This window comes from Mucilaginibacter paludis DSM 18603 (assembly GCF_000166195.2).
Lineage (GTDB): Bacteria > Bacteroidota > Bacteroidia > Sphingobacteriales > Sphingobacteriaceae > Mucilaginibacter > Mucilaginibacter paludis.
This window is the reverse complement of record NZ_CM001403.1, coordinates 8,258,505-8,285,256: the sequence shown is the minus strand read 5'-3', so window position 1 is coordinate 8,285,256 and position 26,752 is coordinate 8,258,505. Positions and strand designations below refer to the sequence as shown.

General features: G+C 43.7%; 20 protein-coding genes and 1 other RNA gene. 6 read left to right on the top strand and 15 right to left on the bottom strand.

From position 1 onward, the window contains the following. The first annotated feature begins 160 nt into the window (after nucleotides 1-160). Entirely contained in the window at nucleotides 161-2,740 is a 2,580-nt protein-coding gene (locus MUCPA_RS35085; RefSeq protein ID WP_157544053.1) for a BamA/TamA family outer membrane protein, read from the top strand. A gap of 100 nt (nucleotides 2,741-2,840) precedes the next feature. Here the strand turns inward: MUCPA_RS35085 and bla are convergent, their stop codons facing one another. The 12 genes from bla to rnpB form a co-directional block, all read right to left on the bottom strand. Next, complete coding sequence (gene bla, locus MUCPA_RS35080) at nucleotides 2,841-3,734, bottom strand: class A beta-lactamase, subclass A2 (RefSeq protein ID WP_008513352.1); 894 nt, start codon at nucleotides 3,732-3,734, stop codon at nucleotides 2,841-2,843. Between the two features lie 32 nt (nucleotides 3,735-3,766). After that, complete coding sequence (gene hisIE, locus MUCPA_RS35075) at nucleotides 3,767-4,354, bottom strand: bifunctional phosphoribosyl-AMP cyclohydrolase/phosphoribosyl-ATP diphosphatase HisIE (protein WP_008513350.1); 588 nt, start codon at nucleotides 4,352-4,354, stop codon at nucleotides 3,767-3,769. An 89-nt stretch (nucleotides 4,355-4,443) separates the two neighbouring features. Beyond that, the gene (gene hisF / locus MUCPA_RS35070; protein ID WP_008513349.1) at nucleotides 4,444-5,208 is read right to left on the bottom strand and encodes an imidazole glycerol phosphate synthase subunit HisF; all 765 of its coding nucleotides are present in this window, start codon (nucleotides 5,206-5,208) and stop codon (nucleotides 4,444-4,446) included. Nucleotides 5,209-5,390: 182 nt separating this feature from the next. Continuing rightward, nucleotides 5,391-6,140, bottom strand: coding sequence for a 1-(5-phosphoribosyl)-5-[(5-phosphoribosylamino)methylideneamino]imidazole-4-carboxamide isomerase (hisA, locus tag MUCPA_RS35065; RefSeq protein ID WP_008513347.1), 750 nt, complete (start codon nucleotides 6,138-6,140; stop codon nucleotides 5,391-5,393). 9 nt (nucleotides 6,141-6,149) lie between these two features. Beyond that, on the bottom strand, nucleotides 6,150-6,803 hold the full coding sequence (gene hisH / locus MUCPA_RS35060) for an imidazole glycerol phosphate synthase subunit HisH (protein ID WP_008513344.1): 654 nt from the start codon (nucleotides 6,801-6,803) through the stop codon (nucleotides 6,150-6,152). A gap of 73 nt (nucleotides 6,804-6,876) precedes the next feature. Next, nucleotides 6,877-8,025, bottom strand: coding sequence for a bifunctional histidinol-phosphatase/imidazoleglycerol-phosphate dehydratase HisB (hisB, locus tag MUCPA_RS35055; RefSeq protein ID WP_008513343.1), 1,149 nt, complete (start codon nucleotides 8,023-8,025; stop codon nucleotides 6,877-6,879). Between the two features lie 335 nt (nucleotides 8,026-8,360). After that, nucleotides 8,361-8,636, bottom strand: a complete 276-nt coding sequence (locus MUCPA_RS35050; RefSeq protein WP_008513342.1) for a hypothetical protein — start codon at nucleotides 8,634-8,636, stop codon at nucleotides 8,361-8,363. A 2-nt stretch (nucleotides 8,637-8,638) separates the two neighbouring features. After that, on the bottom strand, nucleotides 8,639-9,691 hold the full coding sequence (gene hisC, locus MUCPA_RS35045) for a histidinol-phosphate transaminase (RefSeq protein WP_040626856.1): 1,053 nt from the start codon (nucleotides 9,689-9,691) through the stop codon (nucleotides 8,639-8,641). Between the two features lie 460 nt (nucleotides 9,692-10,151). Continuing rightward, the gene (gene hisD, locus MUCPA_RS35040) at nucleotides 10,152-11,492 is read right to left on the bottom strand and encodes a histidinol dehydrogenase (protein ID WP_008513337.1); all 1,341 of its coding nucleotides are present in this window, start codon (nucleotides 11,490-11,492) and stop codon (nucleotides 10,152-10,154) included. A gap of 66 nt (nucleotides 11,493-11,558) precedes the next feature. Beyond that, a complete protein-coding gene (gene hisG / locus MUCPA_RS35035) occupies nucleotides 11,559-12,410 on the bottom strand; it encodes an ATP phosphoribosyltransferase (RefSeq protein ID WP_008513336.1) in 852 nt (283 codons plus the stop codon). A gap of 515 nt (nucleotides 12,411-12,925) precedes the next feature. Continuing rightward, nucleotides 12,926-14,299 carry a sigma-54-dependent transcriptional regulator gene (locus MUCPA_RS35030; protein WP_008513334.1) on the bottom strand — a complete coding sequence of 458 codons (1,374 nt, stop codon included), beginning with the start codon at nucleotides 14,297-14,299 and terminating at the stop codon, nucleotides 12,926-12,928. A 147-nt stretch (nucleotides 14,300-14,446) separates the two neighbouring features. Further along, nucleotides 14,447-14,839, bottom strand: an RNA gene (rnpB, locus tag MUCPA_RS36645) — RNase P RNA component class A. Nucleotides 14,840-15,109: 270 nt separating this feature from the next. Between rnpB and MUCPA_RS35025 the strand changes: the two genes are divergently transcribed. Beyond that, a complete protein-coding gene (locus MUCPA_RS35025; protein WP_008513332.1) occupies nucleotides 15,110-17,503 on the top strand; it encodes an ABC transporter permease in 2,394 nt (797 codons plus the stop codon). A gap of 152 nt (nucleotides 17,504-17,655) precedes the next feature. Next, complete coding sequence (locus MUCPA_RS35020) at nucleotides 17,656-17,955, top strand: hypothetical protein (protein WP_008513330.1); 300 nt, start codon at nucleotides 17,656-17,658, stop codon at nucleotides 17,953-17,955. A 55-nt stretch (nucleotides 17,956-18,010) separates the two neighbouring features. Here the strand turns inward: MUCPA_RS35020 and MUCPA_RS35015 are convergent, their stop codons facing one another. Both MUCPA_RS35015 and MUCPA_RS35010 read right to left on the bottom strand, forming a co-directional pair. Beyond that, the gene (locus tag MUCPA_RS35015; protein ID WP_008513329.1) at nucleotides 18,011-19,552 is read right to left on the bottom strand and encodes an MFS transporter; all 1,542 of its coding nucleotides are present in this window, start codon (nucleotides 19,550-19,552) and stop codon (nucleotides 18,011-18,013) included. Nucleotides 19,553-19,692: 140 nt separating this feature from the next. Continuing rightward, nucleotides 19,693-20,028 (bottom strand): MerR family transcriptional regulator, encoded by a 336-nt coding sequence (locus MUCPA_RS35010; protein WP_008513327.1) that lies wholly within the window; start codon nucleotides 20,026-20,028, stop codon nucleotides 19,693-19,695. A 156-nt stretch (nucleotides 20,029-20,184) separates the two neighbouring features. On the opposite strand from MUCPA_RS35010, the gene alaS reads away from it, so the two are divergent. Further along, complete coding sequence (alaS, locus tag MUCPA_RS35005; RefSeq protein WP_008513325.1) at nucleotides 20,185-22,968, top strand: alanine--tRNA ligase; 2,784 nt, start codon at nucleotides 20,185-20,187, stop codon at nucleotides 22,966-22,968. A gap of 337 nt (nucleotides 22,969-23,305) precedes the next feature. On the opposite strand, the gene MUCPA_RS35000 is transcribed toward alaS, so the two are convergent. Continuing rightward, entirely contained in the window at nucleotides 23,306-23,935 is a 630-nt protein-coding gene (locus MUCPA_RS35000; protein ID WP_008513323.1) for a hypothetical protein, read from the bottom strand. Nucleotides 23,936-24,151: 216 nt separating this feature from the next. Between MUCPA_RS35000 and gatB the strand changes: the two genes are divergently transcribed. Continuing rightward, nucleotides 24,152-25,624, top strand: coding sequence for an Asp-tRNA(Asn)/Glu-tRNA(Gln) amidotransferase subunit GatB (gatB, locus tag MUCPA_RS34995; RefSeq protein WP_008513321.1), 1,473 nt, complete (start codon nucleotides 24,152-24,154; stop codon nucleotides 25,622-25,624). Then, a complete protein-coding gene (locus MUCPA_RS34990) occupies nucleotides 25,621-26,745 on the top strand; it encodes a TlpA disulfide reductase family protein (RefSeq protein ID WP_008513319.1) in 1,125 nt (374 codons plus the stop codon). Before gatB ends, MUCPA_RS34990 begins: the two co-directional genes overlap by 4 nt. Nucleotides 26,746-26,752: the final 7 nt, after the last annotated feature.

The following is a 26,752-nucleotide window of genomic DNA, read 5'->3' as shown; positions in this document are numbered from 1 at the left end:
ACAGGTTAACTTATAGCAATAGTTCCTTTTGATTTTTTATAAAAATGGCCTTTCGATTTGTAGGCAATAAGTAATAAAAGATGTTATTTTTATAGAAATTAAGGATTATCATCTTCATATTGATTAATCTTTAAATACTTTCGTGTCATCATTTATGCGCATGGACAAACAGAGACTCCATTATTTTTTATTATTCCTCCTATTAGCAGTGCCGGTTAACCGCGTTTTTTCACAAGATCGTATACTGCATGATAGCGTAACGGTGGCTATCGAACCTGCATACGACCAAGTAAGCAAGGCACATCGGTTTCTTTTTGGCGAAGACTACCGCAGGCTATGGGCCACGCCGGTTAAATTTAGAGTATTCCATTTATCGAAAGAAAAAGGCGGTCTTACCATATTGCAAAAAGGCGGAGGCATGCAGTCTAAATCGCTCAGGCTAAAAGATGCTACAGGCCAGGAATGGGTACTCAGGTCTGTACAAAAAAATCCCGAAAAGGTATTGCCTCCAAATCTGAGGGCTTCGGTAGCCAAGGATATCGTTCAGGATCAGATCTCTGCCGAACATCCTTATGCCTCGGTAACCGTGCCGCCTATGGCGCAGGCTCTGGGCATTCCGCATGCGCATCCGGAGCTGGTTTATGTACCAGACGATCCGGCGTTTGGCGACTTTAGAAAAGATTTTGCCAACCAGGTTTTTTTATTTGAAGAGCGTGAGCCTTTAGACGTTGAAAAAACGGATAATACTGAGAAAGCACAGAAAAAGCTACAGGACGATAACGATAACAGGGTAGACCAGAAAATGGTGTTGCGGGCGCGTTTGCTGGATATGCTGGTAGGCGATTGGGACCGCCACGAGGATCAATGGCGCTGGGAGAGAAGAGATAATGATACCGGCATTGTTTATGAGCCTGTGCCCCGCGACCGTGACCAGGTTTATTATGATGGATACGGCGTTTTTCCGTGGTTGCTCTCCAAGCATCTGCTGATGGCCAAGTTTCAAAGTTATGGTAATAAGATACTGTCGATAGGGAGGTGGAACCGTAATGCCCGTTATTTTGACCGCTATTTTTTAAACGGATTAAGTGAACAAGACTGGGAGCAGCAAATAGATTTTGTGCAACATACACTAACGGATGAGCTGATTGAAAATTCGGTTAAGCTGATGCCCGCCAGTATTTATAAAATTAGCGGCGAGAGTATTGTGAAAAGAATGATTAACCGAAGAAACAATATTAAACAGCAAGCCCTGAGATATTATCGGATTTTATCAAAAACTGTTGAGATCCCGGAGAGCGATAAACGCGAGTATTTTGATCTCACTAATCAGCCGGATGGTAAACTTTTAGTTAGAATAAACAAGCTGAAAAAGGATGGAAGCCAGGAACAGGTGATTTATAACCGGACGTTTGATCCGAATGTTACCAAAGAAATCAGGCTCTACGGAATGGATGGCAAGGATGTTTTTGCCGTGCATGGCGAAAACTCATCGCCGGTAAAGGTGAGAATGATAGGGGGCGATGGACACGATACCTTTTTAATAGATAGTAATATACGCGGCAAGGGAAACCGCTATGTTTATGATCGGTCTGATAAGAAAAACGATTTGCCCAGCCGGAGCCAGGCTCATTTACGTACTTCAACGGATACTGCAGTTAACAATTTTAACAAAACCAGTTTTAAGTACGATTATCTACAACCCTTGCTTTTAGCCAGTTATAACAAAGATTACGGCGTACAGTTAATAGGCGACTTTATTTACCAGAAACAAGGCTTCCGGAAGGATCCTTACGCCTTTAGGCAAAGCCTGCTGGTTAATTACGGCCTTGGCACTAACTCTTTATTGTTGAATTACAAAGGCGATTTTAGGCAGGTTATCGGTAATAATGATTTATCAATTAACGTACTGTCCAAAGGTCCCAATTACACCAGTAACTTTTTTGGCGTTGGAAACGAGAGCGTTTTTGTAAACTCAGGTAAACAGAAATTAAGATACTATCAGAATATTTATGACTATATGGATGCTGATGTGAGGCTTAAGCATACCTATGGTAACTGGACAGCCAGCGCGGGTATTACCGGACAATTTTATAAAGGAGATGCCGACGATAATATCAGGAAGTATTTAGGTGTTTATGAGCAACAGCATCCTGATGAAAATGTATTTGGTTCGCAGGGGTATGCCGGGCTGTTGGGCACTGTAACCTTAGATACGCGTGACAAAGGGACACTTCCACACAGGGGCGTTTACTGGCGCACCGATGTTAGCGGTTTAAAGGGTTTTGGTTTAGCCGCCCATAATTACGGGCAGGTGTTATCCGAATTTACGTTCTTCCTAAATCCCGCTCAGGATTCTGTTTTGGTTATCGCCAGTCGTTTTGGGGGAGGCACAACTGTGGGTAACGCGGCTTATTTTCAACAAATTAAACTTGGCGGAAACCAGGGGTTGCGTGGATTTAATGATAGCCGCTTCACCGGTAAAACCATGGTTTATAACAACCTGGAAGTAAGGTTTAAACTATTTGATTTTGTATCCTATGTAACTCCCGGCACAGTAGGGGGCATCGCCTTTAATGATGTAGGTCGGGTTTGGGAACCCGGTGAATCATCATCTAAATGGCATGATGGTTATGGCGGAGGGATTTATTTTATACCTGCGCAGTTAGTTTTAATACAAGGGGTAGTAGGGTTTTCCGGCGAAGGAGTGTACCCCTATATTTCTGCAGGCTTCAGATTTTAAAATCGGTTGCTGTTAGTAATAACTACCTGATATGTTAAATGACCGAAGTTTAACTCTAATCAATGGTGATGTTAAAGCGAAGAATATGGAAGATGCGACTTTACTTTAAAATAGCATCATCATAAGCTGCCTTCGCTATTCGTGCAATGACCGATTCGCGGGTAGTTAGATCGGCAGTGGAGTTTGTGATCATGATGGCTATCGCTAAATGCTTCCCGTTGGGTAAGGTGATTAAGCCTATATCATTAGTAGCTGCCGAAATTCCCTGATCGTTAGTGCCGGAGCGGCCCGTTTTGTGAGCCACTATTGTACCAACCGGCAATAGGTCTTTAATTTGATTTGGCCCGGTACTGGTTGCTTCCATTATTTTCCACAAATAGTCGTGGCTGGCCTTGGAAAGGAAATTTGGTTTAGTAGCAATATCCAGTAAACGCACCATCGTTTTTGGCTCAACCCAATTGGTAAACTGCACATCCCAACCTTGTGCCATCTGGAACTCGGATGCTTTAACAGCGATCTGTTTAATGCCAAAGCTATGCATATACTGATCTACCACTTCGGGGCCACCCAATGTTTTGAGCAAGATATCGCAGGCGTTGTTATCGCTAAGGGATACCATATAGCTCAATAGCTCGCTGATTGAAATATCAACATTGCCTTCAGGATACTTATCACGCAAGGGGCTATAAGTTTTAGGTAGATCACTTTTATCGATATGGATCAACTGGTTTAAAGTAAACTGGCCCTCATCTATATCATGTAAAACAGTAATGGCGATAGGAAACTTCATCACGCTTTGCATAGGCAAATGCATGTTGCCATGATAGGATAGCGTGTCCCGGCTTTCTATATTAAGCATGGCAAAACCTACCGTGCCCCTGGCGTCCCTGGCTATCGAGTCTATTTTAGCATGCAGTGCGGTTATCTGGGCACTAACATTTGAAAAGGCAAAAACGCCGAGCACTAAAGGGAAATAGAAAAACGCTTTTGACATGGTTTGCTATATGAGCATCAGTAAAAAAAGCCTTATTTGTGCCTCGATTCCAGGTTTTTGGCAATCACTTCCAGGTTCAGGTTCTTTTCGCGAAGCAGCACCAACAGGTGAAATACCAGGTCGGATGCTTCGTTAATCAAATCGGCTTCCGTTTCGGCCAAAGCTGCAATTACCGTTTCAACACCTTCTTCGCCAACCTTTTGCGCTATTTTATTTAATCCCTTGTTACGGAGTTTGTTTACGTAAGAAGTTTCAACCGGATTATCATACCTATCGTTGATAACGTTCTGTAATTCAAATATAAAGTTATGGTTATATGAAGTATTGAAGCAACTGCGCGAACCGGTATGGCAGGTGGGGCCATCAGCCTTAACTTTGATCAGCAGGGTATCGTTATCGCAATCAACAGCTATACTTTTAACATGTAAAAAGTTATTGCTGGTTTCGCCTTTGGTCCATAGGCGGCTTTTAGACCTGGAAAAAAAAGTAACGATGTTTTCCTGAACAGTTTTTTCGTATGCTTCCTGGTTCATGTAACCCAGCATCAGCACTTCCAAAGTTTGCTCATCTTGTATCACTACAGGTACCAAACCGTCGCTTTTATTAAAATCAATATTCATAGCTATTTCTAATCATCGTTTCATCAATAAACGATTGTTGTACAAAATCTTTGGTCAAATTATTTAAAGTCACTTATTGGCTAAACTTTTTAAACCGGGCTTATTCTTACTTCAATACCCTTGTTCTTTAACACAGCCTTTAAATCCGGGATTAAAATCTCTCCATAATGGAACACCGAAGCCGCTAAAGCTGCATCAACGTTGGCCTTTTCAAACACATCCACAAAATGCTGAACCGAACCTGCGCCACCCGAAGCAATCACCGGGATATGCACGGCATCGTTTATGGTTTTCAGAAAGCTATAGTCGAAACCCGCTTTGGTACCGTCATGATCCATCGAGGTTAACAATATCTCACCCGCGCCACGGCTTTCAGCCTCCAGTATCCAGTTAAAAGTTTCTTTTTCTGTAGGGATACGGCCACCGTTTAAATAAACAATGTTTTTTCCGTCGGTGTGTCTTGTATCAACAGCCACCACCACAAATTGTACCCCGAAAGCTTTTGCCAGCTCATCAATTAGCGCCGGGTTACGCACGGCTGCCGAGTTGATAGAAATTTTATCGGCACCTGCATTTAACAGCGCATCGGCATCTTCAATAGCGTTAATGCCACCGCCAATGGTAAAGGGAATGTTAATGTTACGGGCAACGGCTTTCACCAGTTCTACCATGGTTTTACGGCGCTCGTGCGTAGCGGTGATATCCAAAAAAACCAATTCATCGGCACCTTGCTGCGAGTAGTTCCAGGCCAGTTCAACCGGGTCGCCGGCATCGCGCAGGTCAACAAAGTTCACACCTTTTACGGTGCGACCGTCTTTGACGTCGAGGCAAGGGATAATTCTTTTAGCTAACATAATTTTCTACACCACGTCATTGCGAGGAACGAAGCAATCTCTACATCAGCAGAGCGGCTTTGCAAGTTCGCCCTGTATAGCATAGAGATTGCTTCGTCGTTCCTCCTCGCAATGACGTTTTTTTTAAATTTAATCATTGTTTTGGGCGCACAATTGGATCGTAAATGGCAATGATTGGCCCCCTATATCGATATCAACGACTCCAAATTCCAGTTTTTAATTTCCTCTATCGTGATCCGCCCTTCGTAAATGGCTTTGCCAACCACGCACGATTCTACCTTAATTTTGTTTAGCTGTTCAATATCTTTCATTGAGCTTACTCCGCCTGATGCAATCAGTTTAATAAAAGGGGAGTGATCGAGCAGTTTTTCGTAGAGGTCAACTCCGGCGCCGCCTAATTTGCCGTCTTTATTGATGTCGGTACATAAAAAGCGGAAGAAGCCTAAATTGAGGCATTTATCAACGTAATCCATCAGTTTGATCGGAGAGCTTTCCATCCATCCCGAATATTTGATTACTTCGTCAAGCACATCGATGGCGACTACAATTTGATCGGAATGGCCGTCTTTGGAGGCAAACTGTTTGCTCAGGTCTTTTAAAAAGTCGGGATTGGTGATGGCTTGCGTACCAACTATAACGCGGTGTATCCCGGCATCAATCAGCTCTTTTACTTTATCAATGCTGCGGACACCGCCGCCGTACTGAACCTTCATATCGGTTTTACGCACAATGTTGAAGAGATATTCCTGGTTACTAAAATCGTTTTTAGCTCCATTTAAATCTATCACATGGATAAATTGCGTACCGTTTGATTGGTACCGTTCAATCATCTCTTCCAGCGAAACGTCGTACTCGGTTACTTGCTGGTAATCACCTTCGCGTAGTCGAACTACTTTTTTGTTCAGGATGTCAATAGCGGGGATAATATACATTGTACTCTATTAAAGGTTTGCAAAGTTAGTTAAAAGATACTCTCCAAAAGTACCTGATTTTTCGGGATGAAACTGCACGCCAAAAAAATTATCCTTCCAGATAGAAGCCGAAAAAGGCAACGTATAATTTGTTGATGCCAGCGTATAATCGGCATGATGCTCGATAAAGTAGGAATGTACAAAGTAAAAGTGCGACCCTTCGGGGATATTTTTAAAAAGCGGGTTTTCTTTTTCAGGATAAACCTGGTTCCATCCGGTATGGGGCACCTTAAACTCAGCACTGTCTTTAAATCGCAGCGTTTTTACGGGTATGATATCCAGCAGGTCAGAGTCACCTTCCTCAGAATACGAAGTAAGCAATTGCATTCCCACGCAAATACCTAAGGTAGGTTTATTCAGTTTTTTGATAGTGGGCACCAGGCCGGTTTGTTCCAACTTGCTCATGGCGGCTCCCGCATGACCTACACCCGGGATGATATATCGGTCGTACTGCTCAAAATCGGCTTCGTTATGGATCATGCCATAGCTGATGCCCAAACGGTCTAAAGCGGAGGTTAACGAGAAGATGTTACCCGCACCGTAATAAATGATGCCGAGGTGCCCCCCCCGCCCCCTGAAGGGGGAGCTATTGTCCTCAATATCCTGGTTGATATTATTATCCATTTCTATACTCAAAAATCAAATTCTCAAATCAAACTCTAACTAATTCCTCCCCCTTCAGGGGGCCGGGGGGCCTCTACAATACGCCCTTTGTGCTTGGTAAAACCATATTATTTACATCGCGGCGCACGGCCATTTTGATGGCTTTGGCAAATGCTTTAAATATAGCTTCAATCTTGTGATGCTCGTTGATGCCTTCCGCTTTGATATTCAGGTTACATTTTGCTGCATCGGAAAAGGATTTAAAGAAATGGTAAAACATTTCGGTCGGCATTTCGCCTATCTTTTCGCGCTTAAAATCGGCATCCCAAACCAGCCAGTTGCGGCCTCCAAAATCAAGGGCTACCTGGGCAAGGCAATCATCCATAGGCAGGCAAAATCCGTACCGTTCTATTCCGCGTTTATCACCTAAAACGGTGGCGAAAGCTTCACCTAAAGCGATGCCGGTATCCTCAATAGTATGGTGCTCATCGATGTGCAGATCGCCCTGGGCAACAATCTCCAGGTCGATGCTGCCGTGGCGTGCTATCTGGTCGAGCATGTGATCAAAAAAGTGCAGGCCGGTCATCACTTTGGCATCACCTTTACCGTCTAAATTAATCTTAATGAAAATATCAGTTTCTTTAGTTTCGCGGCGATGTTCGGTAACGCGTTCGCCCAATTTTAAAAACTCATAGATCTTCTCCCACGACGGTGTTTCCAGGGCAATTACGGGTTTCAGGTCAATCTGTTTTTGATCGGCAAATTCGCCTGCACCCAGGGCCGGGTTATTATTTAGCCAAAAAGCTTTTGCGCCCAGGTTTTTAGCCAGTATGACATCGTTCAGGCGGTCACCAATCACGTACGAGTTTTTCAGGTCGTAAACCTCCTCATCAAAATATTGGGTTAACAGCGCTGTGCCGGGTTTGCGGGTAGGAGCATTATCCTTGGCGAAGGTACGGTCGATCACTATATTCGAAAAATTGATTCCTTCGTTGGAAAGTGTCTTCAAGATAAAATTATGTACCGGCCAAAAGGTATCTTCCGGATAAACTGCCGTACCTAAGCCGTCCTGGTTAGTTACCATCACCAGCTCAAAACCAAATTCGGCGGCTATTTTAGGCAGGTATTGCAAAGCGCCCGGATAAAATTCCAGTTTCTCAAACGAGTCGATCTGCTCGTCGGCAGGTTCTTTAATCAGTGTACCGTCCCGGTCAACAAAAAGTATTCTTTTCAGCTTATTCATTCCTGTTAAAGGTAATATTTTTAGGGTTTAGATATTTATAGTGACGTCTTCTTAAATGGCTGATTATCAACACGTATATTTTTGCTCCGATAATCAGTATCTTTAACTTAGAACATCGGCACGCTCAATCGCCGCGTGAAGGGCTTTGTTCTTTTTGTCTTGACACAAAAAGAACCAAAAAAGTCAAGACTGCCCGATCCTTCCACCCACAGGCCAACTCCCGGCCCGGCGTGCAGTCGGGCCCTTTGCGCACTTTTACTTCTGCGCTTGTTAATCTATAAGGTTCAAACGTCATCCTTATTTTTTTCCCGGTTGGCAGGGTCCGTTAATTTTAACTAAGCATCATTTACACCGTATTCAAAAAGTCTTAAAGCAATTTGCTTAGCGGTTGGTTTACTTGGTAAAGCTGCAAGCCAATCGCTTATAAAATCTTTAGCTGTACCAACTTCTAAAAAATACACGTATTTCGCACCATCTTTTACTCTTATTGTGTTGCCATCTTCAGCTTCAAGCAGTACAATTTCTGAATTGATAGATAGCTCATCTTTTTGAAAAATAATTAGTTCATCACCGATACGCTCTAAATCGGTTACGATGTATTCAAGCGTCATGATTAAATCAAACTCATGGTTTCCAGCGTTTCTGTGAGCGTTACATTTTCTTCCGGTGTGCCAACGGTAATCCTCAAGCAACCCTCGCACAATTCTACCTTAGAGCGGTCGCGCACAATAATACCCTGGCCTACCAGATGATTGTAAATCCCCCTGGCATCAGTTGTTTTAACCAAAATAAAGTTAGCATCCGATGGGTAAATATCCTGCACAAAATCAAAACGCTTTAAACTGAGTACCAGCTTATCCCGCTCTAAAAGCGTTTGTTTAATCCAGTGGTTTACCTGGTCAACATTCTGCAAGGCTTGCAATACCAGTTGCTGGGTGGCTTCATTAATGTTATACGGTGGCTTCACCTTATTCATCACCTCAATAATTTCTTCGCTGGCAAAGGCCATACCCAAACGCAAACCTGCCAGGCCCCAGGCTTTAGATAGCGTTTGCAGTACCACCAGGTTAGCATATTCGGTAAGCTCCTGTATAAAGGTTTTTTGCCTGCTGTAATTAATATAAGCCTCATCAACCACTACAATACCGTTAAAGTTTGCCAGTAAGGTTTCTACATCGGTACGGTTAATGGAGTTGCCGGTGGGGTTATTAGGCGAGCAGATGAAAATCATTTTAGTATGCTCGTCAATCGCTTCGGCAATGCCCTCCATATTGAGCTGATAATCAACCGTGAGGTTAACTTTGCGCGCCTCTACATCATTAATATTGGCCGATACCTGGTACATGCCATAAGTTGGCGGTACGATGATGACGTTATCAATACCGGGGTTGCAAAAGCTGCGGAATAGGATATCGATAGCCTCGTCGCTACCGTTACCTAAAAATATATTGGGTACCGGTACGCCCTTAATCTCGCTCAAACGCTTTTTTACGGCTATTTGTAAAGGATCGGGGTAACGGTTATATTGCTCGTGCAAAGGAGAGCCGAAGGCATTTTCGTTGGCATCCAAATAAACACTGGCCTCCCCCTGAAATTCATCACGTGCTGATGAGTAGGGTGTGAGGTTTTTGATATTATTGCGAAGAATGTTATTTACGCTAAACATAATGTTATTTCTTAGAGCGTCATTGCGAGGAACGAAGCAATCTCTATGTTGTACAGGTCCGATTAGTATCTTCGACCGGCTTACGTAAAGATTGCTTCGTTCCTTATAACGACGCATTGTTAATGTGTTGATTATCAGTATGTTTATTTTTACACTGACAATCAGTATCCTTAATTTATAGCATCGGCACGCTCAATCGCCGCGTGAAGGGCTGTTACGTTATTCACTGTTGTTTGTTTTTGGTGTGAATGATTGCTGACGCAATTTGTCTTGACACAAAAGTAACCAAAAAGTCAAGACTGCCCGATCCTTCCGCCCACAGGCCAAACCCGGCCCGGCGTGCAGTCGGGCCTTTGCGCACTTTTCTTTTTTGCGAAAAACATCTTACAGGTTTCGAATGTCATCCCTGTTTTTTCCGGCTGGCCGGATCGGATACTCGCAATGACGATTTTGTTGATTTTTATTTCCCCATTCTCAAACTTACCGCATTTTTATGCGCATGCAAACCTTCCAACTCGGCCAAAATTTCTACCGTAGGCCCAATGTTTTGTATGCCTTTCGGCGATATATGCTGAAAGGTGATCTTTTTTACAAAGGAATCAACCGATACACCCGAATAGGCCCTGGCATAAGCGCTGGTAGGCAAGGTATGGTTAGTTCCCGAGGCATAATCGCCAACACTCTCGGGCGTTAAGTTTCCTAAAAATACTGACCCGGCGTTAATAATCTGGTTGACAACCGACTGCCAGCTTTCGGTAGCTAATATTAAATGCTCGGGGGCATACAGGTTGCTGAATTGCATGGCCTGATCCAAATCATTCACCAAAACAGAATAAGAGTTAGCTATCGCGTTACCGGCAATCTCTGCTCTTGGTAACGTAGGCAACTGCTTTTCAAGCGCCTTATTGGTTAGGTCGATGATGCTTTGCGATGTACTTACCAAAATAGATTGACTGTCGGTACCGTGCTCGGCCTGCGCCAATAGATCTGCGGCTACATAGTCTGGGTTGCTGGTTCCATCAGCAATAACTAAAACTTCTGACGGCCCGGCAGGCATATCAATAGCACAGGTGGTGGTTGATTGGATGATGGTTTTAGCCTTGGTGACAAACTGATTGCCAGGGCCGAATATCTTATCAACCGATGGAATTGTTTCGGTACCGTAGGCCATCGCGGCAATAGCCTGGGCGCCACCTGCCAGGTAAATTTTCTCAATCCCAAGCAATTGGGTAACGTAGGCTATAAAAGCATTTACCTTACCGCTTTTTTGCGGGGGGGAGCAAACTACAATCTGGTGGCAGCCTGCAATTTGGGCAGGGATACCTAACATCAGCAAGGTGCTTGGCAAAACAGCGGTTCCGCCGGGGATATATAAACCTACACGCTCAATGGGCCGCAACTCGCGCCAGCAGGTAACGCCGGGCATGGTTTCAACTTTGTCTTCGGTTTTTAATTGTGTTTGATGGAATTTTTTGATGTTTTGATAGGCAGTTTCCAAAGCTTGTTTTTGCTCGGGTAACAGCGTAGAGGCTAAGGCGGCCAGTTCTTCCTTATCTAAATAAAGCTTTTGCAGGTCAACTTTATCAAACTTGTGCGCATAATCAAGTAGGGCACGGTCGCCATACTCACGCACCTGGGCTATTACTTCCTCAACAACACTTCTGATCTCGTTCGCCGGATCCACATTGCGCTGAACCAATGCTTTAAGTTCGGCTGCTGTTAAAGCATTGTAAGCAAATGAGCCCCCCAGTCCCCTGAAGGGGGAGCTAATGTCCTCAGTTTCTTTTTTGATATCTGTCATGTCTTATCAATAGTTATCAATATCGTTTCGTTTTGCATACTTCCTCCCCTTCAGGGGGCCGGGGCCCTATACGATGATCTTTTCAATCGGCATCACTACGATGCCCTGGGCTCCGGCTTGTTTTAGCTTGCTGATCTTATCCCAAAAATCGCGTTCGGGGATAACGGTATGTACTGCAACCCAATCTGGTTCGGCCAAAGGCACCACCGAAGGGCTTTTTACGCCGGGAAGCAAATCAATTACCTGTTGCAAATTGGCTTTGCTTACGTTAAGTACTACATATTTGGTTTCTTTAGCGCGCAATACCGATTGGATGCGGGCTATCAACTCTTCTATCAGGTCCTTATTCTCGATGTTCTTGTTACCGATCAGGATTGCTTCCGACGACATCACATCGGCAAACGGTTTCAATCCGTTACTTTTCAGCGTTCCACCGGTGGAAACAATATCAAAAATGGCATCGCTTAAGCCTAAGCCCGGCGAAATTTCCACCGAACCGGAGATCATCCTTACATCGGCCTTAATATTGTTTTTAACCAGGAATTTTTCAAGGATGGCGGGGTAGGAGGTGGCAATGGCTTTACCACCCAGATCTGCCAGGGTTTCAACCGGGCTGTTATTCGGGATGGCGATCTTCAACGTGCATTTTCCAAAACCCAGACGTTGCAGGTAATCAACATCTACTTCGGTTTCTTCAATCATGTTTTCGCCAACAATACCCAGGTCGGCAATGCCGTCCTGAACGTATTCAGGAATATCATCATCACGAAGAAAAAGGATTTCTAAAGGAAAATTGGATACCGGGGAAATAAGCGAGCTTTTGTAGTTCTCGAAATTTAAGCCGCAATTTTTTAATAATTCAACAGACTTTTCATTCAGGCGGCCCGATTTCTGGATCGCTATTTTAAGTGTTTTCACAAATTTGGTATTAAGAATAGTAAAAGATGGAACGGGTTTGTTAATAAAAACATACAGATATGCGAATCGTTACTTTGTACGATGATGCAGATGCAGTTGATGTATGTTAAAACCGTTCATTTACTTGAGGTAAGTTGTGGCAAATATAGAGAGATATTGGATAAATCAAAATTATTTTACAAACCTGATAAGGCAAACGCATTAAAAAAGTTCATTTGACTTTATTGGCGCAAAAAGGGAAAGCTCCTGAAAAAAGGGGGGGCGCCTACGGAGCCAAAACTTCTTCTTTTTGTTCCCTATAAACAGGAAGCTCCTACCGGAGCTCCTTAACGGTTTGTTTTTGACTCCAGCGGAGTCGCCTGTTTATAGGATAGAGGCCTTTAACCTGCTTTGGCTCCGTAGGGGCCTCCTCTTATTTTTTAATGCGTTTGCACTGACAATCCTGAAATATTACGGAAGGCCATAGCCAATGGTATTAATTAAAGCAGTAAGGGCCCGCAGGCCCTTACTTAAACTTATTCGCCTCTTTTAAGGCCGTATTTTTCAATTTTACTGTATAAGTGGCTTCGCTGAATGTCAATATCATCCGCTGTTTTTGATACGTTCCAGTTGTTTTTTTCCAGCTTGAATTTGATGTATTCCCTTTCGGCAAAATCCTTGTATTCCTGGAAGTTTTTAAACTGATCGAAATCGGTTTGCGGCGCCGCGGCAGCAATGGCCGTAACGGGAGCAGATGGGTTAGCAAAGGCCTTTACATCGCCATCGGTAATGGTTTTATCGCTTAAAATAATTAAACGCTCAATCATGTTACGCAATTCGCGGATGTTACCGGTCCAGGGCAGGGCCCTCAATGCTTCAAGAGCGGGCTCCGACATCCGTTTTACCGGCATACCGTAGTCGCTGCAAATTTCTTCCAGAAAGCTTTGCGCTAATAAGCCGATATCGTCCCTGCGCTCTGCCAATGACGGAACATGGATCAGGATCACGCTTAGGCGATGGTACAAGTCCATCCGGAAATTACCGGCTTCGATTTCTTTCAGCAAATCTTTGTTAGTTGCCGCTATCACGCGCACGTCAACATCAATTTCTTTCTCGCCACCCACGCGGGTAATTTTGTTTTCCTGCAAGGCACGCAATACTTTGGCTTGTGCCGACTGACTCATATCGCCAATCTCGTCCAAAAATAAAGTTCCGCCGCTGGCCGATTCAAATTTACCAATCCGTTGTTTGATAGCCGACGTAAACGACCCTTTTTCGTGGCCGAATAATTCGCTTTCAATCAATTCGGATGGTATGGCGGCGCAGTTAACCTCAATCAGCGGCGCGTTGTTACGATGTGATTTTTCGTGAAGCCAGCGTGCCACCAACTCCTTACCGGCACCGTTGGCACCTGTTATCAGTACACGGGCATCGGTAGGGGCAACTCTGTCAATAGTTTCTTTAATTTTGCTGATCCCTTGCGATTCGCCTAAAATTTCGCGGGTTTTTGATACCCTGCGTTTTAATACTTTGGTTTCGGTTACCAACGATCCGCGATCGAGGGCATTACGTACCGTAATCAATAAACGATTCAGATCTGGTGGTTTCGAGATAAAATCAAAGGCGCCTTTTTTACTGGCTTCAACGGCGGTTTCCACGGTGCCGTGGCCGGATATCATGATAAAAGGAAGATCAGGTTTGATAGCTAATCCTTCGGAAAGTACTTCCATACCGTCCATCCGATTCATTTTGATATCGCAAAGAACCAGGTCGTAGTCATTTTTCTGGATCAGCTCCAGGCCGTCAATCCCATTGTCTATATCATCAACCAGGTAGTCTTCGTATTCTAAAATTTCGCGGAGTGTATTTCTGATTGCCCGTTCATCATCTATTATCAGGATCTTTGACATATATTTATGTAATAGTTATTAAGGTAGGGTTAAAATAAGCGTCTAAGTTATATAAAATTTGTATAGAAAAGTAAACACAAAAAAAAGCATACTGTTTTTGAAAAGTAAAAAAATAACCCCTTCTCTAAAAAGAGAAGAGGTTAAAGTTTCAGTAGCACATCTGTAAGCCGGGTTCTGTCCTCCGGTTTCCCGGGTTTCTATCATTAATCTGCTCCGTACATTGCTGTCCGGCTCTATCAACCTACCCATCCCAACGTTGGCCCGCCTAAACGAACCACACGGAAGCGAGCAGCCTCACTTTCGGGACCTATTTGGTTTTTCAACTCCTGAGGTTTACCGCAATGCATGTCGCCATACATAGCTGTGAGCTCTTACCTCACATTTTCACCCTTACCCCGGTTTTAACGCCGTGGCGGTATATTCTCTGTGGCACTTGCTGTCGCCCACTGAAGGCGCCTTCCCGTTAGGAAGCAGGATGCTCTATGTTGCCCGGACTTTCCTCTCTGCGTTTGAGCGCATAGCGATAGAACGATCTGCCTTGTTGCAAAGGTACACAATTGGGTTTGATGGTTGTATGGTGTTTTATATTTATTAACTATTGCTTTTGTTTTATTTTTGGATGTATAAAGATTTGTCAACTTTTTAAAAGTTGACAAATCTGAGCAGTTCGAAAACGAACACCATCTGTACGGTTTTGATACAGGTGGATATGAATGATAAGTCATAATTAATTAAAATACAGCGTCTTAAAAAGAAGGCACAGTATTTCCTGATAAAATTTGATGGAACTTTCACGACATAAATAAGGACATGCTAAAGAATTATTTTAAAGCCGCCTGGCGAAATACTTTTCGTAACCTAAGTTTTAATGCCATCAATATTGTTGGATTAGCCGCAGCTTTGTCAAGCTTTATCATCATATTACTTTACCTTAATTATGAGTTAAGCTACGATAAATGGAGTCCCGAACTAAGCAAGGTCTATAAAGTTTCCATGCAAATGAAAGGAGAGGTGCAGGAACGGACGCCTGCGCCTTTGGGAGCGCTGCTGGCTCGGCAATTTCCTGATGCGGAAGCCGCCACCTCCATCCAGCCCTCTGGCGACTATGAAGTTTTACTTGATGCCAATGGGAAAAAAATATACCAGAAAAATGTGGTAAGCGTTGATTCGAGTTTTTTAAAAGTATTTCCTTATAAGTTACTGAAGGGCGATGCCTCTGCCGCCTTGAATCAACCAAACGCTGCCATATTGAGTGAAGAGCTATCCCACAAGTTGTTTGGTGATGCCGATCCCACCGGAAAGACGATCAAGGTTTATAATGATATCCAGTGCGTAATAACAGGCGTAATGGAAGAGCCTAAAGGCCCTTCGCATCTTACAGTTAAAATGCTCATGCGCAACCCCCATGAAAAACAAGGCAACTTTTGGGCAAATTATTCTTTTGTAACCTATCTTAAACTAAAGCATTATAATTCTGAGCCTAACACAGAAGATGCCATCAACAGGATATATTATAATGATCATTTAAAAAGAGATAGCAGATCTTTTGAAGGATATAAACGTGCCGGTCAGGAAACATCGCTGTTTATAGATGCTGTGCCCCAAATATATAACTTCCCCAAGCATGGCAGCAGCCCGTTCAAGGTAGTATCCATACTGTTGACGCTCGCGCTATCGTTATTACTGGCAGGTTCAATCAATTTCAGTAACCTTTCCATAGCAAAGGCAGTCAATAGGGCAAAAGAAGTCGGCGTACGCAAAGTCCTGGGTTCCAGCCGCAAGCAGTTAATCCTCCAGTTTATGATCGAAACGAGCCTGCAATGCCTCATTAGTTTAGGCATGGCGGCTATTATTGTTTACCTTGCAATTCCCTATATCAATCATTCTTTTAATATCACATTAAGCTTTTGGCAACAAAACAACACGCTAATGCTTATGGGGCAAATAGCACTTTGCTTGTTGATCGTCGTCCTGCTTTCAGGGTTGTACCCATCTTTACTTTTGTCGCGTTTTAATACTACAAAAGTTTTAAAAGGCAATTATTCCGGTGGCAATAAAGGCACACTTTTACGCAACAGCCTGATCGTTTTGCAGTTTATGGTTTCCGTTTTTTTTATCATATCGATCTTGGTTATCCATAACCAGATGGATTATATGGTAAGTAAAGACAAGGGATTTTCCGGCGATCAGGTGATGCGAATTGAAGTAACACAGCGAACAAGGGAAGCCGGGTTTTCCGCTGTTCAAAGTGCCTTGTTATCTATACCAGGTGTTAAATATGTTGCTAAAACTACCAAGGTGCCAGGAGATAACCTGTTTGTGGATACCTCGACTATTGGTTTCAAATACAATGGCAAGGGCTACCGCCTGTCGTCGGTCAAGGTCAGTAAAGATTATTTTAACACTTTACAAATCGCTTTAATAAAGGGCCGGTATTTTACAGATGGGGTTGCTGATCAAAATACCCGCTCAGCTATTATTAATGAAACAGCAGCGAAAAAACTGGGTGTCACCAACCCGATAGGCAGCACTATCACTTTTCCATACTGTGATAGTATCCCATTGCACATCGTCGGTGTTGTAAAAGATTTTCATGTTGAGGGCTTTGAAAGGGAAGTGCTGCCAGAAGTGTATACTATAGGTAATAAAGCATGCATGTATCAGTCAGGTGGTGCAATGGTGGTCAAATTAAACAGCAGGCATGTTCAGCAATCTGTTGCAGCAATTGAACATGCATGGAAAGGTATTGAACCCGCCTATCCGATCCGTTATTCCTTTTTGGATGATAATTTTAACAAGCTGTTCCTTTCTTATACTAAGCTTCAGCTGATCCTCACCTTTTTTGCAGTGATTGCCATCATGATTTCCGTGATGGGGCTGTTTGCCCTCACGGTATTCTTTACACGCCAGCGAACAAAGGAGATAGGTATTAGAAAGGTATTGGGGGCCACAGTTACACAACTTGTAGCCTTGCTCAGTAAAGAATTTGTATACCTGGTGCTTCTTTCGGTGGTTATTATAACGCCTATTGCCTGGTGGTTTATGCAAAAGTGGTTGCAAACATTTGCTTACCGCATTAATATATCTTGGTGGCTCTTTTTTGTTGCTGGATTTGCGGCCATTCTGATCGCATTGGCAACCATCGGCTTTAAGTCGATAAAAGCTGCTTTGGCAAATCCTGCCAAAAGTCTGAGAAATGAATAAATAGCGTTGCGTCAATATCGCGGGAAGTCTGGAATGCCCAGTTAGTTCAAAAGGGCCAGAAGCCGGAGCTGGTTTTAATCGCATTCCGGCTAAAACTTAATTGTGGCACCGATGTTGCTATTACAGATCCTGACGATCAATAAATAGTAATCATGAAAAAAATTAAATTCTTAATAATCCCGGCCTTGCTGTTATCATTCCAGGCGATGGCTCAGCATCAAACCCCTTCTGATGGTAAAGTGGGTAAAACCATCAATAAGATCGGAAACAAGACTGCCGAAGTTGCCGTAAAGGGCGCATCTGCCGTTGGTGATAAAAAATACGATTCGAAGGTAGGGCCAGGTGGTCAAACCATCTATATCAACAAACACTCCCGCTATTATTATGTAAATGGCCGTGGAAAAAAGGTTTATGTAAGCAAATCAAAATTAAGGAACGTACATCACAGATAAATCGTTTCGATAGTGAAAGCCCGCAAACTTAAAGTCTGCGGGCTTTTTTTGCGAGTTAATTACCGGTTTTTGGTACTACATTCTTAATAAACCCTACCGCCATGAGTGCGCCTAAAAAGCCCAATCCTGCGGAAATCCGCATAATATAGGCGTATGCATCAATAAAGCTTTGATGATAAGCAGCTTTAACCAGGGCGCTGTCGCGAGCACTAACTTTCTCCGGAACTTTGGCGTTACCCAAATTGGCGCCCTGGCTCATCACCAGTTGCCGGTTGCTATCATTCAACGGCACTGATTTGATATGCTGTTGTAATGCACCCGAAAATAGCAAAACGGCCAAAGCACCCAATATCGCGTTAGCAAATACATTGGAGATCCTGGTCACGGCATTATTTACCCCGGATGCCGTTCCCGAAAAATGATCGCTGACGGAAGCCATTACTGTTGCCGTAAGCGGCGCCACAGTGAACGACATTCCCAGTCCGAAAACAATTATGCCCGGAAAAAATGATGTCCAGTACCCGGCGGGGCCCTGGGTTTGTTTTACAAACGAAAGCATCAACAAGCCTGTACCTGCCAGTGCCGGGCCGCCTATCAAAAATAACCTTGGCCCATGTTTGTCTGCCAGGCTCCCGGCAAACCTGGCCAGGGTGATCATCAAAACCGTGAAAGGCAAAAAGGTAAGCCCTGATTGTAACTGGCTGTAACCTTGTACCTGTACCAGGTTTAAACCCAAAAACAACATACCCGTGCCCAGCCCCGCGTACAAAAAGAAGGTCAACAGGTTAGCTCCGCTAAAAGTGAGGTTAGCAAACAGGGTAAGCGGCATCATGGGGTATTTGCTTTTGTTTTCAATATAAATAAATGCAGCCAAAAGCAACAGGCCAGCCGTTAATGCACAATAGATCTGCCAGTTAAGCCAACCTACCGCCGGGACGCGCAAGAAGCCAAATGTGAGGCAGGCCAGGCTAAGGGCAATGGTGATAGCGCCAGCAAAATCCAGCGGATGCCGGTTGGCATCTTTAGTTTCATCTACGCGCAGCCACAACATCAGCAGGGCAGCAAGGCCAATGGGAATGTTGATGAAAAAAATATAGCGCCATAAACCAGCATCGCCCAAAGCGCCCCCAAGTATAGGGCCACCCATGGTAACTACCGTGGTAAAGGCCGACCAGGTGCCGATAGCTTTACCCCGTTCGTTCTCGTTGATGGATGATGAGATGAGCGACAAACTCCCCGGAATCATCAAGGCACCGCCAATGCCCTGAATAATGCGGAACAGGATAAGGAAAGTTACATCGGGCGCAAAACCGCATGCCAGCGAGCCGCTTATAAAAACGCTTATGCCTACCATGAATATTTTTTTTCGTCCCAACTGATCCCCCAGCGATCCGCCGATCAGGATCAGGGCCGCCAGCATCAGCAGATAAGCGTTGATGATCCAGAATAAATCGGTGCCGTTAGCTTTGAGGCTTTGTTGCAACGAGGGTAGTACCACGTTGAGCGCTGTTCCGTCGATAAATGCCATGGCGGATGCCAGTATAGCTGATACCATGACCCATTTACCCTGGGTGCTGTGAAGCGCGACAGTTTGCATGAATGAAGTTAGTGAATAATTACGGTAGCCGGAGAAAAATTTGGTATCTGTAAAAGATTAAAAAGAGAGGGCTTATTTAACTATTAAATTACCGCTAATGACCAGCCATCGCCAGGATATTCGTGCTGGGGAAACTCAAACTACATCTGATCCCTGACTTCCAGTAAAAACTGTTTCAGGGTTTCCAGCGAATTGATGATGCTTTGGTTGTCTTTGGTGTCGCCCAGGTTTTCTTTCAGGTAATCTTTAGCGCCTTGCAGGGTATAACCTTTATCGCGGATCAGGTTGAAAATAATCTTCAGGTTCTCAATATCCTCGGGGGTAAAATACCGGTTGCCTTTTTTGTTTTTTTTGGGTTGAAGAATATCAAATTCCTTCTCGTAAAAGCGCAGGAGCGATTGATTGACATCAAACATGGCTGAAACTTCGCCCATGGTATAGTATAGCTTGCTGATATCGCGTTCTTTGTAAGGCATGATGCAAATTTAAGTCTTTAGTCTAAAGTCTTTAGTCTAAAGTGAAAAAATATCTAATTAAGCAAGTCGATTTATATAACAAAGACTCTTGACTATGGACTAAAGACTTCGGACTTTCGACTAAAGACATATCTTTGCACACTCAATTTTATACAAATGACTGCTCAGGAAATACGCCAGGCTTTTTTAGATTTTTTTGCTTCCAAAGGACATACCATCGTGCCATCGGCACCTATTGTGGTTAAAAACGACCCTACGCTCATGTTTACCAACGCGGGTATGAATCAGTTTAAATCTATCTTTTTAGGAGAAGAACCGGTAAAATTTCCACGCGTAGCGGATACGCAGCGCTGCCTGAGGGTATCGGGCAAGCATAACGATTTAGAAGAAGTTGGAATAGACAGCTACCACCATACCATGTTCGAGATGCTCGGCAACTGGAGCTTTGGCGATTACTTTAAAAAGGAAGCCATTGCCTGGAGCTGGGAATTACTCACCGAAATTTATAAATTAGATAAAAGCCGCCTATATGTTACCTATTTTGAAGGTGACGAAAAAGAAGGCTTAGCAGCCGATACCGAAACCCTGGAGTTATGGCGCGAATTTGTTGCCGACGACCATATACTACCCGGCAATAAAAAGGATAACTTTTGGGAAATGGGCGAAACCGGCCCCTGCGGCCCTTGCTCTGAAATACACTACGATGGGCGTACCGATGCTGAACGTGCTCAAATTGACGGCGCTACCTTGGTAAACGGCGTTGACGACAGCGTAATGGAAATTTGGAATGACGTATTTATGCAGTTTAACCGGCTGAAAGACGGTAGTCTACAACCGTTACCAGCCAAGCATGTGGATACAGGCATGGGCTTTGAGCGTTTGGTGCGTATAATGCAAGGCAAAACATCTAATTATGATACGGATGTTTTCCAACCGCTGATCCAGTTTATTGCGGAGAAGAGTGGTATTGTTTATGGGCCTCACCCTGCCCTCTCCAAAGGAGAGGGTTCTGATTTACAGGCTTCAGAAGCGCACGCTTTAAAAGTCCTCTCCTTTGGAGAGGATTTAGTTGAGGCTAAGACTGATGTTGCCATGCGTGTGATGGCTGATCATATCCGGGCTATTAGTTTCGCTATTGCGGATGGGCAGTTGCCTTCGAACAATAAAGCTGGTTATGTGATCCGCAGGATTTTGCGTCGTGCGGTACGATACTCTTATCAATACCTTAATTTTAAAGAGCCGTTTTTAAATCAATTGGTTCCCATTTTGGCTCAACAGTTTGTAGGGGTATTTACTGAGTTGGTTAATCAGAAAGATTTTGTGCAGAAAGTTGTTCTTGAGGAAGAGGTTGCATTTTTGAGGACGCTTGATCGTGGGATAAATAAATTCGAAGAATTTATACAAAAGGAGGCACAGGAAATTGAACTGATTAAAAACCTGGCCAATGATTCATCGTCGAGTCTTCCTACTGCTTTTAAAGATTCGAAGACAACTATCATTCGTGGAAATTTTGCTTTTGAATTATCTGATACTTACGGATTTCCTTTGGATTTAACAGAACTTATGGCACGAGAAATTGGTTGGACTGTTGATGTTGAAGGCTACGAAACCGCCCTTGCCCAACAAAAATCTCGCTCCCGCGCTGCCACAGCCATTGATACCGGCGACTGGATCCTACTAAAAGAAGATGACACAGTCGAATTTGTAGGCTATACTGAAACCGAAACCATAGCCCACGTAGTAAAATACCGCAAGGTAAAAGCCAAGGGTAAGGAGCAATACCAGATCGTTTTAGATAAAACACCTTTTTATGCCGAAAGCGGCGGACAGGTGGGCGATACCGGTGAATTGATTTTTCCGGACGGGGAGATCGTCCCGGTAACAGATACCAAAAAAGAGAACGGGCTGATTGTACATTTTGTAGATCAACTGCCCGAGGATATTGACGATGCTTTAACAGCCATGGTCGACGTAGATAAGCGTAAGGCAACCAACAATAACCACTCGGCAACGCACTTGCTGCATGCCGCCTTGAAGGAGGTATTAGGCAGCCACGTTAACCAGAAAGGTTCGTTGGTAAATAATGAATACCTGCGTTTTGACTTTTCGCACTTCAGCAAGGTGACCGACGAAGAAATAGCCCGCATTGAAGCCATTGTGAACGAAAGGATCAGGGAGAACATATTGGTTGATATACAAGAGTTACCTAAGGAAGAAGCCATAGCCATGGGCGCCAATGCCTTATTTGGCGAAAAATATGGCGATACCGTGCGGGTGGTTACCATGGACATGAAGTTTAGCATCGAGCTTTGCGGCGGTACACACGTACAATCCACCGGTCAGATCGGTTTCTTTAAAATTATTGCCGAGAGCGCGGTAGCCGCCGGTGTCCGCCGGATCGAGGCCATTACCGGTGTTGCGGTTGAGCAATATTTTAATGAGCAGGGCAAACTGATACAACAACTTAAAGAACTACTTAAAAACCCAAAAAACGTAGCCAAAAGTGTTGAAGGCTTACTTGACGAAAATAGCAGGCTGAAAAAAGAACTGGAAAAATCCGTTTATGAAAAGGCCGCAGGTTTAAAACAGGTGTTGGCTGCGAAAGCAGAAGCCATTAACGGCATTAACTTTATAGCCCAACAAGTTGATTTGCCCAATGCCGATGCCATCAAAAACCTGGCCTACAGCCTGAAAGATATTGTGCCTAATTTGTTCCTGGTGTTAACTGCCCAAATTGACGGAAAGCCTAACATCACCGTAATGATTGAAGAGAGCCTGGTGAAAGAAAAAGGCCTGAATGCAGGCAATATTATCCGTGAGCTGGCTAAAGAGGTTCAGGGCGGTGGCGGCGGTCAGCCGTTTTATGCTACCGCAGGTGGCAAGGATGTTAGTGGCTTGCCAAGGGTATTGGATAAAGCAAGAAGTTTTATCCCTGCTTGATGTAAAAATAAAACTCAATGTCGTTTAGTTAAGCAGTTTCGCACAGGGGGGCAAAGTTAGTCGCGCGCAACAACACACCCCTGCAGCCGCCCCCTCTCAAGAGGGGAGAAGAGTAAAAACGTTCATTATCAATGTAATATGCAAGAAAAGCGGCGGCCCGCGCGATTCCCCTCTCGAGAGGGGCGGAGGGGTGTGTTCTATACAAGCGGTGTTCAACTCCATTCCCAACTATACCACATTGAGTAAATAGTGGTTAAAAAAAATCTTCTGTGAGCGATGATGTATCATAACAACGCCTACAGAAGATTTTTTTTGCTATTGCTTAATAGCGATATATTTAGTCTTTACGTCCGCGGCCTTTATCACCATCGTCGCCACGTCCATGTCCTTTATCACCATCGTTGCCAGGTCCGCGGCCTTTATCACCGTTGTTGCCAGGTCCATGTTGATTCCCACGGTCGTTACCAGGTCCGTTATTATGCTGATTTCCATTTCCACGGTCGCCACCATGATTCTCCATTTTTTTAGCCTGGCCCGGAGGCATGCCATGTGAATTGCCACGTTGTTTGTAACGTACATCGCGTGTGTCACGTATAATTTGTTGCTTGCCGTTATGGCCTTTAAATTTACTGTACTGTACCCTATCCTGGTTAAAGTTTAAATAGGGGCGTGGCCTGTTTACTACCACTTTATAACCTGAATACAGGTCATAATTGCTATATCGTGCGGGTAAGGCTGATGCATATATCCATCGCCCGTTGCTTAAATAAATAAACTGATGAGATGATACACTGTAATAACTTTCAACATCAGGCAGGTAATAATAATCGGCCCTGTCATAACCCACCGGCCCCCAAACGGGCTGCGTACCAATATTAATGTTCACGCTGATTTGCGCATTTGAGGCGGAGTGGATGGTTGTAAGCAGTAAAACGCTCAGCAGGCACCGGAAAATAATTTTGTTCATGGCTTGTATAATTACTTTTTGTTGGATAGATTTAGTATTCGTTTGAATACAATTTTGTTTACGATGGATATGTTTTTATTTAATTACCCATCTGTTAACATGAATAATAGTTTCAATTTTTATGCCGATAATGTTTTTAGCATTAGGCATAAAAACTAATAAGTTTATATTTGAAGCGACTTAGCCCTATTGGCGGGCTGAATACCTTTTTTTAGAATGACAAATACAACTGTTGCAAACACCGAAAAGTATGAGTTAGTAGTAGGCCTGGAAGTACACGCGCAGCTCTCAACAGCAAGCAAAATATTTTCGTCCGATTCGTCAGCTTTCGGTGGTAAGCCCAATACCCATGTAAGTCCGGTTTCATTAGGCCACCCGGGCACATTACCCCGCGTTAATAAAAAAGCTATTGAATATGCCGTTAAATTAGGGTTGGCTGTTGATAGCCGCATCAACCTGAATAACCATTTTGCGAGGAAAAACTATTTCTACGCTGATTTGCCTAAAGGCTACCAGATTAGCCAGGACACCGAACCCATTTGCATTGGTGGCAGTATAGAAGTGCACTTAAAAAGCGGCGAAACCAAAAATATTGCTATCCACCATATTCACATGGAAGAGGACGCGGGTAAAAGCATGCACGACCAGCATGGCACCGACTCGCTGATCGACCTGAACAGGGCAGGGGTGCCTTTATTGGAGATCGTATCCGAACCTGACATCCGTAGTGCCGAAGAAGCGCACCATTACTTAACCGAGATCCGCAAACTGGTACGCTACCTTGATATTTGCGATGGAAACATGGAAGAAGGCAGTCTGCGTTGCGATGCCAATATCTCGGTACGTTTAAAAGGCGCCGAAAAATTAGGTAACCGCTGCGAGGTGAAAAACCTTAACTCTATCCGCAATGTACAGCGGGCCATTGAGCACGAGTTTCAGCGCCAGGTAGCCGTGATTGAAGCCGGAGGGCATATCGACCAGAATACGCTGAACTTTGATGATAATACAGGTGAAACATCGGTACTCAGATCGAAAGAAATGGCTAACGACTATCGCTACTTCCCCGATCCAGACCTGCCGCCAGTTATTTTAACCGAAGACGATGTTCAAAAGGTACGCGCCATGATGCCCGAATTGCCTAAAGCGCTTTATCATAAATATATTAACCAGTTGGGCCTTTCGGTTTACGATGCATCCGTTATTACTGCCGATAAGGATCTTGTTCATTATTTTGAAGCCTTAACCGGCCTTACCGATCATTATAAAACTGCGGCTAATTGGATGATGGGCCCGGTGAAATCATATCTGAATGAGCAAAACATCAGCATTAACGATTTAACTTTAAAACCCGCACAACTGGCAGACGTGATTGCTTTGGTGGATAGCAACAAGGTTAGTAACTCGGTTGCGGTACACAAAATATTCCCGGTGTTAATTAAAAACCCCGATAAAACCGCCCACCAGGTAGCCGAAGAGTTGAATTTATTGATCAGCGAAGATTCTTCGGACGTAGCCGGTTTCATCAAACAAACACTGGCCAAGCATCCTGATAAAGTTAAAGAATACCATAAAGGCAAAAAGGGAGTTTTAGGTTTATTTATGGGCGATATCATGAAGTTATCCAAAGGGAAGATAGACCCCAAAAAAACCAATCAATTATTAATAGAAGTATTGGAATCATCAAAATGAAATTAAAAGTAGTTCCCGTTATTTTAAGTTTTTGTGCTGCGGCTTTAGTATCCTGTAAAGACAAAAATGCCTTTGTGTTAAACGGCGAGATCACCAATCCTAAAGATATTAAAAAGGTGTATTTGTTGCAGAGCAACGGCAACCAGCTTGAAGTTGTTGATTCGGCTGCGCTGAGTGATCGCGCTCAGTTTTCGTTTAAAAGGCCGGCACCTACGCCAAGCCTTTATAAATTAAGGATTGGCGGGGTACTGTACGATTTGATTGCCCAGAATGGAGATGAGATTAACTTTAAAACCAATATCCAGGATACCACCAATGCATACGAAATAACAGGATCGTTGGAGTCGGACAAGATCAAGGCCTTTAATAAAATCAGCAACCATTACAGCAGCATCAATGATAAAATTATAGCCGATTATAATTACCAAACTCAAACCTTAAATAAACCCGCCGCGCCACTGTTTGCGGTTGCGATGGAGCGCTTAAGAAAAAATCAAAAGGCACTTTCGCTCGAGACGGTAAAATTTATGAACGATAACCTGTCATCGATAGCTGCCTTTTACGCATCAAACAGTTTGGCATTGGCAGACAATGAAAAAGAGCTTATCGCTTATGCCGACCAGATCAAAAATCAATTTACCGACAATCCGCTGGTAACCGATTTTAAGAAACACATGGCAGAATTGGTGCCTACTTCCGTTGGCCACAAAGCCCCCGATTTTACGATACTGGATACAGATAATAAGCCTGTTAAGCTATCCGATTATCGCGGAAAATATTTGATGATTGATTTTTGGGCTTCATGGTGCGGCCCCTGCAGGCAGGAAAATCCTAATGTTGTTAGGTTGTATAATCAATTTAAAGACAAAGGACTTAACATACTTGGCATATCGCTCGACGAAAAAAAGACGGATTGGCTGAAAGCTATAGCCGATGATAAATTAACCTGGAGACAGGCTACCGAATTTAAAAATTTTGAGAGCCCGGTGGTTAGAATGTATCATATTGAGGCTATTCCATCTAATTTTATGATTGATCCTCAGGGAAATATCATCGCCAAAAATATTACCGGTACCGAACTTGAAGATTTTTTAAACAAAACGTTCAGTAAATCTCAATAGAAAGTTA

Coding starts and splice junctions, on each gene's coding strand:
- MUCPA_RS35085 (WP_157544053.1), top strand. CDS start 161: ATGGACAAACAGAGACTCCATTATTTTTTATTATTCCTCCTATTAGCA.
- bla (WP_008513352.1), bottom strand. CDS start 3,734: ATGTCAAAAGCGTTTTTCTATTTCCCTTTAGTGCTCGGCGTTTTTGCC.
- hisIE (WP_008513350.1), bottom strand. CDS start 4,354: ATGAATATTGATTTTAATAAAAGCGACGGTTTGGTACCTGTAGTGATA.
- hisF (WP_008513349.1), bottom strand. CDS start 5,208: ATGTTAGCTAAAAGAATTATCCCTTGCCTCGACGTCAAAGACGGTCGC.
- hisA (WP_008513347.1), bottom strand. CDS start 6,140: ATGTATATTATCCCCGCTATTGACATCCTGAACAAAAAAGTAGTTCGA.
- hisH (WP_008513344.1), bottom strand. CDS start 6,803: ATGGATAATAATATCAACCAGGATATTGAGGACAATAGCTCCCCCTTC.
- hisB (WP_008513343.1), bottom strand. CDS start 8,025: ATGAATAAGCTGAAAAGAATACTTTTTGTTGACCGGGACGGTACACTG.
- MUCPA_RS35050 (WP_008513342.1), bottom strand. CDS start 8,636: ATGACGCTTGAATACATCGTAACCGATTTAGAGCGTATCGGTGATGAA.
- hisC (WP_040626856.1), bottom strand. CDS start 9,691: ATGTTTAGCGTAAATAACATTCTTCGCAATAATATCAAAAACCTCACA.
- hisD (WP_008513337.1), bottom strand. CDS start 11,492: ATGACAGATATCAAAAAAGAAACTGAGGACATTAGCTCCCCCTTCAGG.
- MUCPA_RS35030 (WP_008513334.1), bottom strand. CDS start 14,299: ATGTCAAAGATCCTGATAATAGATGATGAACGGGCAATCAGAAATACA.
- MUCPA_RS35025 (WP_008513332.1), top strand. CDS start 15,110: ATGCTAAAGAATTATTTTAAAGCCGCCTGGCGAAATACTTTTCGTAAC.
- MUCPA_RS35020 (WP_008513330.1), top strand. CDS start 17,656: ATGAAAAAAATTAAATTCTTAATAATCCCGGCCTTGCTGTTATCATTC.
- MUCPA_RS35015 (WP_008513329.1), bottom strand. CDS start 19,552: ATGCAAACTGTCGCGCTTCACAGCACCCAGGGTAAATGGGTCATGGTA.
- MUCPA_RS35010 (WP_008513327.1), bottom strand. CDS start 20,028: ATGCCTTACAAAGAACGCGATATCAGCAAGCTATACTATACCATGGGC.
- alaS (WP_008513325.1), top strand. CDS start 20,185: ATGACTGCTCAGGAAATACGCCAGGCTTTTTTAGATTTTTTTGCTTCC.
- MUCPA_RS35000 (WP_008513323.1), bottom strand. CDS start 23,935: ATGAACAAAATTATTTTCCGGTGCCTGCTGAGCGTTTTACTGCTTACA.
- gatB (WP_008513321.1), top strand. CDS start 24,152: ATGACAAATACAACTGTTGCAAACACCGAAAAGTATGAGTTAGTAGTA.
- MUCPA_RS34990 (WP_008513319.1), top strand. CDS start 25,621: ATGAAATTAAAAGTAGTTCCCGTTATTTTAAGTTTTTGTGCTGCGGCT.